Below are 14,970 nucleotides of genomic sequence, written 5' to 3' on the forward strand. Positions count from 1 at the left end.
GCCTTAGTGCTCGCTCGGCCGGATCGCGGGATCTTCCTCGACGATGTCGCGCGTGGCCGACCAATACGGCTGCCGGTTGTAGTAGCTATAGGTCGATTCGCCCCAGACCGGATCGGCCATCGAAGGCCAGTGATCCTTGTCGAAGCCGGGGTCGTCCTTCAGCCGCTGCGCCGTAATGTCGACGAAGAAGCACTTCTGGTCCGTGTCAAGAGTCAGCGCACTCCACGGAATGGCGTGCAGGTTCGCGCCCATCCCGAGGAAACCGCCTTCTGAGAGCACGGCATAGGCGATGCGTCCGTTGCGGACGTCGAGCATGATGTCGGAAATCTTGCCGACATGTTCACCGTCCGAAGACATCACCTTGGTGCCGTCGAGCGTGGCCGCGGCCATGACTTCTGGTCCCGGGCCTTCGCCGATGCCGCCGCCGACAATCCTGGCTCCGCCTTGAGTAGCGCCTTGCGGGTTGATTGAGCCCATCTTCCACCTCCTTGAACGAAAAGGGTGCGTTTTAAGGTGTGCAAGCGCTGTGCCCGCGAGGCGCCGCACGGCTTGCGGCGCGCTCGCAGAAGGGCACCGCGGGGGACAGCAGGACGGGCGAAAGCGGAAGTGAAAGCGCCGATGAAAGCGGGTGCAAAGCAGCCACGACGGCGGAACGTCCCGGGCCTTCGAACACCCGCTTAACGCGAGATAAGCGCGACCGTGGCGATCCCGAGAATCGTCATCAGCAGGCTCGCGCCGACGTGAATCGCGACTTCGCCGGCCGCCCAGCCGAGGCGGCCGTCCTGCAGATGCTGCACGACTTCGGCGGAAAACGTGGAGAAGGTGGACAGTCCGCCCATCATGCCGGTGATTACGAAGAGCCGCCATTCCGGCGCGATTTGCGGCGCACGCGCAAAGCCGGCAACGGCCACGCCGATCACATAGCCGGCAATCACATTGGCGGCGAAGGTGCCGAGCGGCAACGACGGGAACAGCGCGTTCAGACGAAGGCCGAGAAACCAGCGAAACAGCGAGCCGAGCGCGCCGCCTACAGCGATCGCGAATATGGACCAATACATGAGCGGAGCCTGGCGAAAACCGGGGCCAACAAGCCGGGCTGAGCGGGTACACGCGATGCCGCCTCCGCGCAGATCGGCGAAGCAGGCATTATCAGCACGAGGCGGTTAATGGGTTAACGGACGGGTTAACGGACGGGTTCACGGACGCTGCTGGCGAAGCCGGCAGAGCCCACTGGAGAATGCCGTCTCAGCGCGCAAGTCTAACATTCGCGGCTCCATGGGGACAGGTCAGACGGAGCCGCGCAGCGCATTCGCGCCGGCCGGGCGGCGCTCAGCCGAGGCTTTCGCGCTCCGGCGTCGCGGAAATCCTGTGGATCGACAGATCGGCGCCGTTGTATTCGTCTTCCTGGTCGAGCCGCAGGCCCACCGTCAGGCGAATCGCGCCATACACGAGCGCGCCGCCGAGCGTGGCCACGACAATTCCGCCGAGCGTGCCGAGCACCTGTGCGCCGAACGACACGCCGCCCATGCCGCCGAGCGCGCGCAAGCCGAAGATGCCCGCCGCGATGCCGCCCCACGCTCCGCACAGACCATGCAGCGGCCAGACGCCGAGCACGTCGTCGATACGCCAGCGGTTCTGCACGCAGGTGAACATATAGACGAACAGCACGCCGGCAATGCCGCCCGTGACCAGCGCGCCGAGCGGGTGCATCAGGTCCGAACCGGCGCACACCGCGACCAGCCCGGCGAGCGGGCCGTTGTACGTGAAGCCGGGGTCGTTACGTCCCGCGAGCCAGGCGGTGAGCGTGCCGCCGACCATCGCCATCAGCGAATTGACGGCGACGAGGCCGCTGATCTTGTCGACGCTCTGCGCGCTCATCACGTTAAAGCCGAACCAGCCGACCGCCAGGACCCATGCGCCGAGCGCGAGAAACGGAATATTGGACGGCGGATGCGCGGCTATGCCGCCGTCGCGGTGATAGCGGCCGTGCCGCGCGCCGAGCAGCAGCACCGCAGGCAGCGCGACCCAGCCGCCGAACGCGTGCACGACGACCGAGCCCGCGAAGTCGTGGAACGGCGCGCCGAACGTCTGGGCGATCCACGCCTGCACCCCGAAGCGCTCATTCCACGCGATGCCTTCGAAGAACGGATAGACGAAGCCGACCAGCACGAAGGTCGCGAAAAGCTGCGGATTGAACTTGGAGCGCTCGGCTATGCCGCCAGAGACGATCGCGGGAATCGCAGCCGCGAACGTCAGCAGGAAAAAGAAGCGCACGAGCGCATAGCCGTTGTGCGCTGCGAGCGTCCCGGCGTTGTCGAAGAACTGCACGCCGTACGCGATCGTGTAGCCGATGAAGAAATAGGCGATCGTCGAGACCGAGAAGTCCACCAGAATCTTCACCAGCGCGTTCACCTGGTTCTTCTTGCGCACGGTGCCCAGCTCGAGAAACGCGAATCCCGCGTGCATGGCGAGCACCATCGCGGCCCCGAGCAGAAGAAAGAGCGTATCGGTGCCGGTTTTCAAGCTTTCCATCGATTGTTTCCGCTTATGCCAAAAAGTCGGGCATCGAATGCAAGAAGCGGGCCAAAACGGTGCTGAAAGCGCGCCGACAGTGCGAAGCCGCACTGGAATGGGATCGTTGCGAACCTGCGCGGCCCCGGTTGGAGCGCGGGCGCACCGCGACGACCCATTCGAAGCACAAATAATGTGCGGAAATGTCCCGATTTGGTTCCTATGATCCACGGTGGGTCGAAAGTTTTCGTCGTGCTTACGGGATAAACAGCGTACACATGCGCCCGAGCGCATGACCCGCGGTCTGCGCGAGCCCGGGTGGCCGGATGCCCCGGTCATGGCGCGACCCTTTGTTTCCGAAGCAAACGCCGACATAATGTCCCGTCCCGAGCACCCTGCCGGCCCCTCTCTCCAATGCGCACGCATGCGACTTACCACTAAAGGCCTGCTGCTGATCGCGATTCCGGCGGTCTTCGAACTGGCGCTTCTGTCCGGCCTGGTGAAGGCGCAGTCCGACGCCGCCGAGGCTGAGCGCCGGGCCGTGCATGGCCAGGAGGTGCTGCGCCAGACCACCGCGATTCTCGATCCGGTGCTCAGCGAATCGGTCGCGCTGCGCGGCGCGGTGCTCGCCGATGACAACCGCTTCTTTACGCCGCTGTCGGTGTGGGTCGACGTCGACCGGCGCATCGATCAGCTCGCGGAACTCGTGTCGGACAGCCCGGCCCAGGTCGAGCGCGTCGTGCAGGTGCGTCAGTCGGTGCAGGCTTATCGGCAATGGTCCGACCGCATCCAGGACTTGCTGCGCTCGGGGCGCCGCAACGACATCGTCGTGCGCTTTCGCGAACTTGCCCAAAGCGACGTGCTCGACCGGTTTCGTCAGCAGGTGGCCGCCTTCCAGGCGGAAGAGCGGCGTCTCGAAACTCAGCGCGCCAATGCCGCCGATGCCGCGCGCGAGCGGCAAGAGATGCTCGTCGTCGCCGCCGTGGTCGGTTCACTGCTGTTCGTGGCGCTGGCCGTGTGGCTGTTCATGCGCGGTCTGCGCGGCCGGCTGGCGCTGCTGTCGGACAATGCCGGCCGCCTCGCCGGCAACGAGCCGCTCGCGCCCATTGGGCCGGGTCACGACGAGATCGCGCGGCTCGATCTGACCTTGCATGAGACCAGCCGGCGCCTGCTCGAAGCGGAGCGCATCCAGGCACGCTTCCAGGCGGACCTTGCCCGCCGCGCGGACGAGCTTTCGCGCATCAACGAGACGCTGCGGCAGCAGACGCAGGAAAACGAGATGTTCATTTACAGTGTGTCGCACGATCTGCGCGTGCCGCTCGTCAATCTGCAAGGCTTTTCGAAGGAACTGATCCGCGCCTGCGACGAACTGCGCGCGGCCGTCGGCAACTCGTCGATCGACGAGAAGACGCGGCAGCGCATCGCCCGGGTCGTCGACGAGGACATTGGTGAAGCGCTGCATTATCTGCAGACGGCGGTGTTGCGCGCCTCGCATATCATCGACGCGTTGTTGCGGCTGTCGCGCATCGGCCGCGTCGAATACCGGCATCAGAAAGTCGAGGTGCGCGATATCGTGCCGCGCGTGGTCGATGCGATGCAGGGCTCGATCCGCGCGCGGCGTGCGCAGGTGCAGGTGGGCGATTTGCCGGCCGTGTGGGGCGATGCCACCGCGCTCGAACAGGTGTTCGCGAATCTGATCGGCAATGCCGTCAATTATCTCGACCCGTCGCGCGAAGGCCGGATCGAGATCGGCACGACGCCCGCGCCGCCGGGTGTGCAGTCGCTGCGGATCTTTTACGTGCGCGACAACGGGCTTGGCATTCCGGCCATCGCCTTGCCGCGGCTATTCAACGCGTTTCAGAGACTGCACGGCTCGGCGGCCGCGGGTGAAGGCATCGGCCTCGCGCTCGTGCGGCGGGTGGTCGAGCGGCATGGCGGGCGGGTGTGGGCGGAGTCGGTGGAAGGCGTGGGTACGACGTTCTATCTGTCGCTGCCCGAGGCCGGCGCACGTCCGACGGCGGGGGGGGAGGCGCGTGAGACGCGTGAGACGCGCGAAGGGCGTGACGCGGCGGGGGTGGCTTCCGTAGCAGCCAACGATCAGGCGATGGACAAGCCGCGAAATCTGCGGATGTGGCCGTGAGGAAACGCTGAGAGGATCGAGGAGATCAATCAGCATCAAGCGGCATCAAGCAGCATCAAGCAGCGCCGCTCAGCACGAGGCAAAGAGACGTCGCGACTTCAGCAACCGCCGGCCGCGAACCGACCAGTAGCACCCGCACGCCAGCAGAATGCCGACGACCACCAGCACTTCGGCAAGCGTGGGCCGCACGCCGAGCAGGCCGTCGAGGGCGAACACGCAGCGCGCGACGATCAGCAACGCTGCCCACACCGAGCAGGCCGCCTGCACCAGCATGCGCGTGCCGGCAATGCGCCGCGCGCGGTTTTCGCGGCACCACCCGGCCGGTGTGCGTGCGCAGCGAAAGGCGATTGCCGTTAACGTGACGGCGAGAATGACGATCCAGTCGATCAGTTCCATCGAAAAGCGCTCCCAAGTCAGCCCGTGACTATAGGAAGGCCCCCCGGCGTGAACCATAGGACGACTCTCAAATGCCGCGCGCGCCCGCCATGGCCGCGCGCGGCGTTTGCACTGGCTCAAAGTTCGATGCGCGTGCCCAGCAGAACGAGGAACTGACGTAGCCATTCCGGATGAGCGGGCCAGGCCGGCGCGGTCACGAAGTTGCCGTCCGTGATCGCGGCGTCGACGGGAATGTCGGCGTAGTCGCCGCCGGCCAGCTTCACTTCCGGCGCGCAGGCCGGATAGGCGGAAATGCGCTTGCCGCGAATCACGTCGGCGGCGGCGAGCAGTTGCGCGGCGTGACAGATGGCCGCGACCGGTTTGCCGGCTTCCGCGAACTGCCGCACGATGTCGATCACTTTCGGATTGAGCCGCAGATACTCGGGCGCGCGCCCGCCGGCGATGGCGAGCGCATCGTACTGGCGCGGATCGACATCGTCGAACGATGCGTTCAGCGCGAACAGATGGCCCGGCTTCTCGGTATAGGTCTGATCGCCCTCGAAATCATGAATCGCGGTCTTGATCCGCTCGCCGGCTTTCCTGTCGGGGCACACCGCGTCGACCACGTGTCCGACTGCCTGCAGCGCCTGAAACGGCACCATCGTTTCGTAATCCTCGGCAAAATCGCCGGTGAGAAACAGAATCTTTTTTGCCGCCATCGTATGTCTCCGGTTGATCAAGGGAACACTGCGAACGCTCGTTGCGTGCGGCCAGTCTACCGCACAAGTTTTGACAGAACCGCGACTTCCCGCGGCCCGGCGGCCCCGTCGATTTATCTGGCATGAGTCCGTTGCGCGACATGCAGCGGCAACAGCGTATGATGAGCGCGTTTTCGTCAGCAAGGCCGCGTTGCGCGGTCCAAATACACATATGACTTCATCCATTCTTGCGCCGATGCTGCGCCGTGCCGCCGTGGTCCTCTTCGTATTCGGCGGACTCGCGGCCTGTCAGAAGAACGACGCTTCGGCAGGGCAGGTTGCCGGCAAGCTCAACGACGCGGCGCAGGCCGCGGCCCAGAAGCTCGATCAGGCCGCGAGCTACGTCGGCCAGAAGGTCGACGAGACCAGTTCGGCCGCGCAGAAAAATATTGAATCGGCTTCGGCGCCGTCGGTCACGATCGATCCGAATGCGCTCGCCTCGAGCGCGCAGGCGAACCTGCAGAACGCCGCCAGCGCGGCTCAGACGCAGCTCGGCAAGGCCGCGTCGCTGACCGGCCAGAGCCTTGAAAACGCGGGGCGCAAGCTGCAGCAATGGTCCGCGCAAAGCACGGCTTCGTCGACGAGCGCGGGCGCTTCGTCGTCCGGATCGAGCTACGGCGGCGATGCACAAAAGCAGATGGACAAGTGAGAGGCATCAGTGCGTTGAACGGCCTGCGTTTGATCAAGGCAAGGGCGCACGCGCAGGCGTTTGACAGTGCGATTAAATGTAATTACTATGGTTACACATTGTCGTTGCAGGGCGGGTTGTCGTGAACACCAGTAGCCGGTTTGCATTCGCGGTGCATGTGCTCGCGCTGCTGTCTTTGCAGGAGGGCGCGCCACTTTCGTCGGAAATGATCGCGGGCAGCGTGAATACCAATCCTGCGCTGATCCGGCGGCTATTGACCATGCTTGCCGAGGCCGGCTTGACGACCTCGCAACTCGGCGCGGGCGGCGGCGCGTTGCTTGCCCGCGCGCCCGAGCAGATTTCGCTGCTCGACGTGTACCGCGCAGTGGACGATGCGCAGTTGTTCGCGCTTCATCGCGAGGAGCCGAATCCGGCGTGCATGGTGGGGCGCAACATCCAGGTCGTGCTGCGCGGAATCATCGACGAAGCGCAGCAGGCCATGGAGGCGTCGCTCGCTCAACGCACGCTAGCCGACGCGACCGCGGATCTGCGGCGCGCCGAACGCGCCAGGGAGCGCAAGCGGCGGCCGCACGCGTGACGAGCGCTTTGGCAAAGAAAGCGCTTGCTTCGAGTTTCAATGAGGTACCGGCAAGCAACATCTGCAATGACGCACGGGGGTACACACCCCTCTTTTTTTGGGCATATATGTAATCATGACAGTTACATATCAAACACTCACAGGAGCAGCGAAATGAGCAAACAGTTGAAGATCGCATTGTTCGGCGCGACCGGCATGATCGGTTCGCGAATCGCGGCCGAAGCCGCCCGTCGCGGGCATTAGGTGACGGCGCTTGCGCGCAACCCGGAGCGCGTGCCCGCCGATGAGCCGAACCTCAAAGCCGTGCAGGCCGATCTGCTCGACGCGGCGAGCGTCGGCGCCGCAGTGCGCGGTCACGACGTGGTGGCGAGCGCCTACGCGCCCCCGCATGACAATGTCGGCGTGCTCGAGAAGGCCACGCGCGCGCTCGTCGAAGGCGTGCGTGCAGCGGGCTTGAAGCGGCTGGCAGTGGTCGGCGGCGCGGGCTCGCTGGAAGTTGCGCCGGGCCAGCAGCTGGTCGATACCGAAGGTTTTCCGCAAGCCTACAAGGCCGTCGCACTTGCTCATCGGGACGCGCTCGGCTATTACCGCGGCGTCGCCGATCTCGACTGGACGTTCTTTTCGCCGGCCGCGATCATTGCCCCCGGCGAGCGCACCGATAAGTTCCGCACCGGCACGAACTCGCTCATCGTCGATGCAGAGGGCAACAGCCGCATTTCCGCCGAAGATTACGCAATCGCCTTCGTCGACGAACTGGAGCAGGGCCGTTTCATTCGGCAAATCGCGACTGTCGCTTATTGACGGCGCGGGCCTTTGGGCGCTGCGTGGGGGCGCCGTGCTAAGCGCTGCAGCGCGATCAGCGGCTTGCGCCGCGTGGGCCGCACACATGACTTCATGCAAGCGCCCTAACAATCCGTTACGCATGTCCGGTTGCCAGCGCGCAAACAGAGGCTACACTGGCGGCTCCCGTTTTCTTACGGATTGCCATGCAGTCATGCCCCTTGCGGCGTGAAATCGAGGCTGCGCCGTCAAACGGCGGGCCACGTTCGATTCACGCTGCATTTCCTCGTCTTCTGGCTTACATCGGATGGTTGCTGTGTAGCGGCGGCCGCTCGCGCGCGCCCGGCGCGCGCAGGTTGAGCGCCTCGCTGGCAGGCACCTGCGTCGCGCTCGCCATGCTCGCGGTCGGCGCCAGTCTGCCCACCGGCGCGCAGGCCGCCGGCAGCGGCGGCACGAGCACCGGCACCAGCACCAGCACGCCGGTCATTCCTGCGCTGCAAAGCCTGATCAACAGCGCGACCGTCGCGCCCGCGTCGCAGGCGTCCGGCGCGTCGGCTGCGGACGCCGCTTCGGCGCCGTCGCCGGCCAGCCAGGCCGAAATCGCGCGTTCGCTCGACAGCGTGATCGCCACCCTCGACAACGACCGCCAGCGCACCGCGCTCGTCGCCCAACTGAAAAAACTGCGCGACGTCTCGCGAACCGTCGGTCCGCTCGCGCCTGCGCCCGCGCAGCCGAGCCCCGGCCTGCTCGGCGCGATTGCCTCGGGCATCGCTTCGTTCGAATCCGACATGCACGAAGGCCGCACGCCCGTGCGCTACTGGGGCGGGCGTTTCAACGCGGCGGGCAACGAGCTTTACACGATCATCTCCGGCCAGGGCCACGAGAGCCTCGGCCGCATTCTCCTGTCGATGTTCGCGATGCTCGCCGGCTGGGGCGCATGCGCCGCCGCGCTCATCTATCTGCAGCACCGGCTGTACCGGCGACTCGGCATCGTGATTGGGCTGAACCCGAATCCGACCACCCGCGAACTGCTGGTCTTCGCGCTGCGGCGCGTGGGCCCGTGGATCATCGCGTTCGTCGCCGCGCTGCTGTTCGTGCGCGCCATGCCCGATGCGCTTGGCCGCACGCTCGGCATGGTGGTCGCCTATGCGATTGTTGCGGGCGCGGTGTTTTCGGCCATCTGCCTGATCATGTTTTCGCTGTTCGGCTCCGGGCACCGGCGCATCGCGGTGCGTCTGCTCATCGATCACGCGCGGCGCCTGCTGTTCGCGGTCGGCGTGTTCGGCGCGCTTGGCGACGCCGCCGTCAACTACGACGTCGCGCATCAACTCGGCACCAATCTGGCCGCGCTGATTTCGACGGCTTCCAACATGACGGCCGCCGTGCTCGCCGGCTACTTCGCGCTCGCGTTCCGCCGGCCCGTCGCGCATCTGATCCGCAACCGGCCCTACGAGCAGCGCAACGATCACAAGGCCGCGACCGAGGCCTTCGAAGTGCTCGCCGCGCTCTGGCACGTGCCGGTTCTGGTGCTGGCGACAGCCTCGGTGGTCGCCACGCTTGGCGGCTCGGGTTCCAGCGAAAACGTGCTGCAAATCTCGGTGGTGACCGCGCTGTTGCTGGTGCTCGCGTTTTTCCTCTCGGCAATCGTGCTGCGCATGACGCGGCCGCGCAGCCCGCGCGCGCGGCGCCGCTCGCCGTATCTGACGCGCCTGCTGCGATTTTGCGGCACCTTGCTGACGCTCTTCATCTGGCTGTTTTTCTTCGAACTGGCGGCGCGTTTGTGGGGCGTGTCGCTTGCCGCGGTCGTCGAAGAAAATGTCGCCGCGCGCGGTGTCGCACATGCGGTGACGGCGATCGTCGCCACCGTGTTCATTGCTTGGCTGCTGTGGATTCTCGTCGACACGGCGATTACCGAGGCGCTCAATCCCGGCAGCGCGCGCAACAAGTCGCGCAATCCGAGCACGCGGGCGCGCACCATGCTGCCGCTCGTGCGCAACGTGCTGCTCGTCAGCATCATGACGATTGCCAGCATCGTCACGGCGGCGAACCTCGGCATCAACGTGACGCCGCTGCTCGCGGGCGCCGGCGTGATCGGTCTTGCCATCGGCTTTGGCGCGCAGTCGCTCGTGACCGATCTGATTACGGGGCTTTTCATCATCATCGAAGACACCATTTCAGTGGGCGACTGGATCGACGTGGACGGCGGCCACGCGGGCACGGTCGAGCATCTGTCGATCCGCACAGTGCGGCTGCGCGACGGTCAAGGCGCGATTCACGCTATTCCGTTTTCGCAGATCAAGATCGTCAAGAACCTCTCGCGCGACTTTGCCTACGCCGTGTTCGAGGTGCGCATGTCGTTTTCAACCGACGTCGACCAGATCACCCAGATGATTCGCGAAGTGGGCGCCGACCTGATGGCCGACTTCCGTTACCGGCGCGAAATGCTCGGCCCAATCGAAGTGTGGGGTCTAGACCGTTTCGATCCGAACTGGATGGTCGTCAAAGGGCAGATCAAGACGCGGCCGCTGCAGCAATGGAGCGTGGCGCGCGCGTTCAATTTGCGGCTCAAGCGCAAGATGGACGAAGCCGGCATCGAGATTCCGGTGCCGCAGATGCGCTTGTACACGTCATCGAAGGACAGCGAGGGACAGCCCTGGCACGGCGAAGACATGCCGGAAGCCGCGGGGCATGAACATGGCCACGAGCACGACGCTGCGCGCCCGCACGTGGAGAAAGCGTTGCCGATGCGCGGCGCGCATGCGCCTGCCGTGGTGGCGCGAGATGTGTCGCATGAACCGCGGCCGGCGCCGCCGGCCACCGCGCAGACCGCGCCGATTCCGCCGCAGGTTCCGACGGCAGGCGAGGGCAAGAGCTGATTATTCCGGCGAGGGCGGAGTTCGAAAGGCGCGGAGTTTCGCGCAGCCCTATGCCGGCCGGGCTACGCTCAGACGAGCGCGGGCGCGACGCGCACCACGTCGTTCACATGGCTGCCGATGCGCGCGCCAGGCACGCCGTAAATATGCAATGACACGGCGGGTGCATCGCTGCAATTTCCCAGCCGATGAATGCTGCCGCGGCCGCTTCGCACGAACGACACCGCGCCGGCCTTGCGCGCCTGCGTGCGCGCGACGCTTGCGCACTGCTGCGAGTCGTTCCATTCGAAAACTGTTTCGCTCAGCGTGCCGTCTATCACCGCGTAGCCGCACCACGTGTGATGCGCATGCACGGGGCTTGCCTGATGCGGCAGCCAGATGAGTGCGGCGATTGCATAGCGGCCTTGCGGATCGGCGGCAAGCAGATGACGGCGGTAGTTTTCAGCGGCTCCCTCACGCTGCCCGGGCGTCAACAGCGCGGCGTCGGCGGCGGCTTCCTGGAGCGCGACGCGCATGCTGCGCGCGAAGAAGCTCGAATGTGAAGGATCGGGAAGATGGGCGCAGGCTTCGAACATGGCATCGAGCGCGTTGCGCAGGCGGGCGAGCGGCGCGTGGCCGTCGGATCGCGGCGGTGCGTCGTGCACAGCGCAAGCCTGTGTGAACGGTTCAGGCAAGCGTGCGGAGGAATCGAGGTTGTGATCCACGGTAGTTGGGTGGCATGACTGCCGCGTTTTTCAGGTCCGGAAGTTATACCGTTTTGTCCGGAGAAAGAGTTTCCATATAATTCCCCCGTCAATCTGAAAAGTAGAATAATTTGCTAAAGGGGTGAGACGATGGGAATGGATATCATCGACCGCAAGTTGCTGGAGTTGTTGCAGGAAGACGCGACCATGCCGATTGCCGAACTGGCGCAGCGCGTGAATCTGTCGCAAACGCCATGCTGGAAGCGGCTGCAGCGTCTGAAGGAGACCGGCGTGATCCGCGCGCAAGTGGCGTTGTGCGACGCGCGCAAGCTGGGAGTGGGCACGACGGTGTTCGTCGCCGTGCGTACCAATCAGCACACACAGGCGTGGGCGCAAACCTTCACGCAGGCGGTACAGGACATTCCCGAAGTGGTCGAGGTCTACCGGATGAGCGGCGAGACCGATTATCTGCTGCGCGTGGTGGTGTCTGACATCGACGACTATGACCGCGTGTACAAACAGTTGATCGCGGCCGTGCCGCTGTACGACGTGAGTTCGAGCTTCGCGATGGAGCAGATCAAGTATTCGACGGCGCTGCCGGTGCGATATAGCGTGTGAGCGTTGCTAGGCCCACGCACTCACGCCGTCCACCTCTGCGCACTGCAAGGCGAGTGCAAGGCGTCCCGGCGTAGAATGCCGCCTTCTCCGCTATCTTCCGCGATTGTCTCGCGGTCCGAGCCGTCTCATGAATAAACCGCCGCGCAAGAAAAACCCGACCTTGGGCATCGCCGTATTCATTGTCGTCGCGGTACTGCTGGTCATCGCCACGCTGTTCTACAACGCGATCAAGGAAAAGCGCGAGTTCGACAGTGAGAACGCACCCGCCGTGTCCATTTCATCCGGCGCGGCGGCGGCCACGGCGACGAGCGCGGCGGCTACGGCAGCGAAACCCGCAAGCGGCACGGCACAGTAGGCCGGTGGAGGTCATCGTGCATGACCGCCGGTAGTGTGGACGCGATACATGCGGCGCAATGCGCCACGATGTGACGTGCGCCCGCTCGATGCGCGCGGGCCGCGTCACTCATCGGGCAGCCGAATCACGCTCGCGTCCTTGCGAATCAGCGCCGCTGCGGCAAGCATCTGCTTGCATTGATGTGCAAGCAGCTTGATGTCGTGCACCGCATCGGCGGAGTAGTCCTGCGATTTTTCCGCCTCGACCACCATAGTGTCGAGCTCGCGCGTGAGCACTTTGATCTGCTCGGCCTGGTCGGCGGGCGGCGCCGTGCCTGCCTCCGCTTCCGTGAGGTTGTCGCGCACGAGGCTCAGCGCGCGTTGCAGGGGCTGCAGCGACACGCTGTCGGCCTGTTGCGCGGACGTGCGCAAGAGCGGCGCGGCCGCCGTGATTTGCGACGCGAGCACATGGCTGCGCACGAGCAAACCGTTGAGCTCGGGCACGAACTTCTGCGCTGATTTCGGTTCGAGCATCATCCGCTGAAAGGCCTGGCCGAGGTTCGCGAATGCGACGTGCACATTCTTGCGCGCAAGACGGTAACGATAATCGCGATCGAGCGCCGTCGCGGCTGCCGCGGCCGCCGCGGAGGCGCCGGCGACGGGCTTGGCCGTGGGGTTGCTGATGGTGGTGACAGCCGTGCTGGCCACGGTGTTTGCCGTTGCACTTTCCGCTGCGTTCGCCGTTGCGGTTGCAGCACCCATCGGCCTGCTCGCCGCAGCCAACGCCGGCCTGCCGAAGTCGACTGCCGGATCCGCCATTGCCGCGACCGGGGCCCGCGCGCCCGCCTCGGTCACCGTAGCGACCACAGCCGCCGCCGGTTTGCCGCTCCACCACCAGCTCGCTTCAAGGAACTGCCTCGTCGCGCTGATCACGTTGTTGACGAGCTTGCCCATCAACCGATATTCCCAGTACGGGAACAGGTGGCTCGCGGCAATCGCAATCGCGCAGCCGACCACGGTGTCGATTGCGCGTTCGCCGATGATCCGCATGCTGCCCGGCGCGAGCAGGTGGAACATCAGCAGCACATACGACGATGTGAACACCACGCTCGCGGCGTAGTTGAAGAGCAGCAGACTGTAGCTCATCACCATCGACGCGAACATCACCACCAGCAGGATGTGCGGCTCCTTCACGAAGATCATCAGCGCGATGCTCGCTGTACAGCCGATCAACGTGCCGACGATCCGCTGCCCGTTGCGCTGCTTGGTGAGCGAGTAGCCGGGCTTCAGGATGATGACCGTGGTCATCACGATCCAGTACGCGTTGGTGAGCGGCAGCAGGCGGCCGAGCCAGAAGCCGACCGCCACCGCGATCGTCACGCGCAATGCGTGACGGAAGCTCGGCGAGGCCATCGTGAGGTTCGAGAAAATCTGGCCGAACGGCACGCGGCGGCTCGAGACGAAGCGGTTCAGCGCCTGGTCGAGGCGCAGTTCGGTTTCTGTCGTGCGCGGATCGCTTGAGAGACTCTTGCGCATCTTGTCGATCAGACGCGTCGCGCTCCAGATGCGGCGGAACGTGGACGACACCGCCGAATACGCCTCCGGATTCTTCGCCGGCAACTCCTGCTTGCGCATCAGTTCGATCTCGAACTCGATGGCGCGCAGCTCGGCTTTCACGTTCACGCGCGCGCGCGGCGCGTGGTTCTGCAGAACGGCAAGCCCGATTTCCTCCAGGTCGGCGGCGGCCTTGCGGATCAGGTCGCGGTAGAACACCAGCAGGTCCGTGCCGCCAAAGGTGTTGCGCACGAGCGGGTAGTCGGTATGCGCGCCCACGAACAACTCATGCAGATCGACGGTGTTGATGAACAGATTGAACAGCATCGCGCGACGTGGCTCGAGCTTGCCGCTCTTCAGCTTGGGCAGATTGCGCAGCACGATGTCGCGTGCCGCGTCCTGCCGGTCGACCGCGGCGATCTGCTTGTCGACGAGATTGCGATAACACTCGTCGAGATCGTTATCGAGGTCGTAAAAGGCGGCGCGCGCGAGCAGATAGTCGGCGCAGGCAAAGACGCTTTCGGCCAGCGCCTGCTGCTCGATGCGATGCATCATCCAGCGGCTCACGGCCGTGGACCAGTACGTGTACCAGAGACCGCCCACCAGTATCCACGACGCATTGACGAGCGCCTGCACCGGCGTGAAGTGCTCCTCCAGCGTCATGATCATCATGAAGAGCGTGGCGAAGCTGATCTGGGGCCAGCGGTTGCCGTACACGACGATCAACGAAAGCAGGAACGTGAGCGGCACGACGGTGCACCACAGCGCCACCGGATTCACGGTAGCAAGGCCGGTGGCGAGCGCGGACAGAAAACCGATCACCGAGCACGCCAGCATCTCGTTGTGCTTGTGCTTGAGCGGACCCGGCATGTCGACGACGCAGGCGCCGAGCGCGCCCGTCGCAATCGTGAAGCCGAGCTCGCGATTGTGAAACACGATCAGGCACAGCACCGCTGGTAAGGACACGCCGACCGCGATGCGCAGGCCGCCATAAAAATACTGGCTGTAAAGGAATTTTTTTATTTCGACCGAATAGCGCATCGACTGCCTGTTTTCATTCACTGACAAAAAGCGGTTGAAGGCACCACCTCGCGGACAGCCGCAAAACTGCCGACGAGT

13 protein-coding genes and 1 pseudogene are annotated in these 14,970 nt (G+C 64.9%); 7 read left to right on the forward strand and 7 right to left on the reverse strand.

The window, feature by feature from the left end; genetic code table 11:
- Window positions 1–3 precede the first annotated feature (3 nt).
- From A3AC_RS0109160 to A3AC_RS0109170, 3 genes are all read right to left on the reverse strand, one after another.
- Window positions 4–477, reverse strand: a complete 474-nt coding sequence (locus A3AC_RS0109160) for a PRC-barrel domain-containing protein (RefSeq protein WP_025598490.1) — start codon at window positions 475–477, stop codon at window positions 4–6.
- Window positions 478–677: 200 nt separating this feature from the next.
- Window positions 678–1,058, reverse strand: a complete 381-nt coding sequence (gene crcB / locus A3AC_RS0109165) for a fluoride efflux transporter CrcB (protein WP_025598491.1) — start codon at window positions 1,056–1,058, stop codon at window positions 678–680.
- Between the two features lie 271 nt (window positions 1,059–1,329).
- Window positions 1,330–2,532 (reverse strand): ammonium transporter, encoded by a 1,203-nt coding sequence (locus tag A3AC_RS0109170; protein ID WP_025598492.1) that lies wholly within the window; start codon window positions 2,530–2,532, stop codon window positions 1,330–1,332.
- A gap of 403 nt (window positions 2,533–2,935) precedes the next feature.
- Here A3AC_RS0109170 and A3AC_RS0109175 point away from each other — a divergent pair, with 403 nt between their 5' ends.
- Window positions 2,936–4,651 carry a sensor histidine kinase gene (locus tag A3AC_RS0109175; protein ID WP_025598494.1) on the forward strand — a complete coding sequence of 572 codons (1,716 nt, stop codon included), beginning with the start codon at window positions 2,936–2,938 and terminating at the stop codon, window positions 4,649–4,651.
- 69 nt (window positions 4,652–4,720) lie between these two features.
- Here the strand turns inward: A3AC_RS0109175 and A3AC_RS0109180 are convergent, their stop codons facing one another.
- Window positions 4,721–5,047, reverse strand: coding sequence for a hypothetical protein (locus A3AC_RS0109180; protein ID WP_025598495.1), 327 nt, complete (start codon window positions 5,045–5,047; stop codon window positions 4,721–4,723).
- Window positions 5,048–5,163: 116 nt separating this feature from the next.
- Entirely contained in the window at window positions 5,164–5,745 is a 582-nt protein-coding gene (locus A3AC_RS0109185) for a DJ-1/PfpI family protein (RefSeq protein ID WP_025598496.1), read from the reverse strand.
- A 211-nt stretch (window positions 5,746–5,956) separates the two neighbouring features.
- On the opposite strand from A3AC_RS0109185, the gene A3AC_RS0109190 reads away from it, so the two are divergent.
- The 4 genes and pseudogenes from A3AC_RS0109190 to A3AC_RS0109205 all read left to right on the forward strand — a co-directional run bounded on the left by A3AC_RS0109190 (window position 5,957) and on the right by A3AC_RS0109205 (window position 10,666).
- Complete coding sequence (locus A3AC_RS0109190; RefSeq protein WP_025598497.1) at window positions 5,957–6,433, forward strand: hypothetical protein; 477 nt, start codon at window positions 5,957–5,959, stop codon at window positions 6,431–6,433.
- Window positions 6,434–6,554: 121 nt separating this feature from the next.
- Window positions 6,555–7,010, forward strand: coding sequence for an Rrf2 family transcriptional regulator (locus A3AC_RS0109195; protein WP_025598499.1), 456 nt, complete (start codon window positions 6,555–6,557; stop codon window positions 7,008–7,010).
- Window positions 7,011–7,163: 153 nt separating this feature from the next.
- Window positions 7,164–7,811, forward strand: a pseudogene (locus A3AC_RS29125) (NAD(P)-dependent oxidoreductase).
- A gap of 185 nt (window positions 7,812–7,996) precedes the next feature.
- Window positions 7,997–10,666: a mechanosensitive ion channel family protein gene (locus A3AC_RS0109205; protein ID WP_025598500.1), complete on the forward strand. Its 2,670-nt coding sequence runs from the start codon at window positions 7,997–7,999 to the stop codon at window positions 10,664–10,666.
- A gap of 68 nt (window positions 10,667–10,734) precedes the next feature.
- On the opposite strand, the gene A3AC_RS0109210 is transcribed toward A3AC_RS0109205, so the two are convergent.
- Window positions 10,735–11,367, reverse strand: a complete 633-nt coding sequence (locus A3AC_RS0109210; RefSeq protein WP_025598501.1) for a cysteine dioxygenase — start codon at window positions 11,365–11,367, stop codon at window positions 10,735–10,737.
- 129 nt (window positions 11,368–11,496) lie between these two features.
- On the opposite strand from A3AC_RS0109210, the gene A3AC_RS0109215 reads away from it, so the two are divergent.
- Together A3AC_RS0109215 and A3AC_RS0109220 are read left to right on the forward strand one after the other, a co-directional pair.
- Window positions 11,497–11,964 (forward strand): Lrp/AsnC family transcriptional regulator, encoded by a 468-nt coding sequence (locus A3AC_RS0109215; protein ID WP_025598502.1) that lies wholly within the window; start codon window positions 11,497–11,499, stop codon window positions 11,962–11,964.
- A 127-nt stretch (window positions 11,965–12,091) separates the two neighbouring features.
- Window positions 12,092–12,319, forward strand: coding sequence for a hypothetical protein (locus tag A3AC_RS0109220; protein WP_025598503.1), 228 nt, complete (start codon window positions 12,092–12,094; stop codon window positions 12,317–12,319).
- A 104-nt stretch (window positions 12,320–12,423) separates the two neighbouring features.
- Here A3AC_RS0109220 and A3AC_RS0109225 read toward each other — a convergent pair whose 3' ends face one another.
- On the reverse strand, window positions 12,424–14,892 hold the full coding sequence (locus tag A3AC_RS0109225) for an FUSC family protein (RefSeq protein WP_025598504.1): 2,469 nt from the start codon (window positions 14,890–14,892) through the stop codon (window positions 12,424–12,426).
- Between the last annotated feature and the right edge of the window lie 78 nt (window positions 14,893–14,970).

Source organism: Burkholderia sp. WSM2230 (assembly GCF_000472445.1).
Taxonomy (GTDB): Bacteria; Pseudomonadota; Gammaproteobacteria; order Burkholderiales; family Burkholderiaceae; genus Paraburkholderia.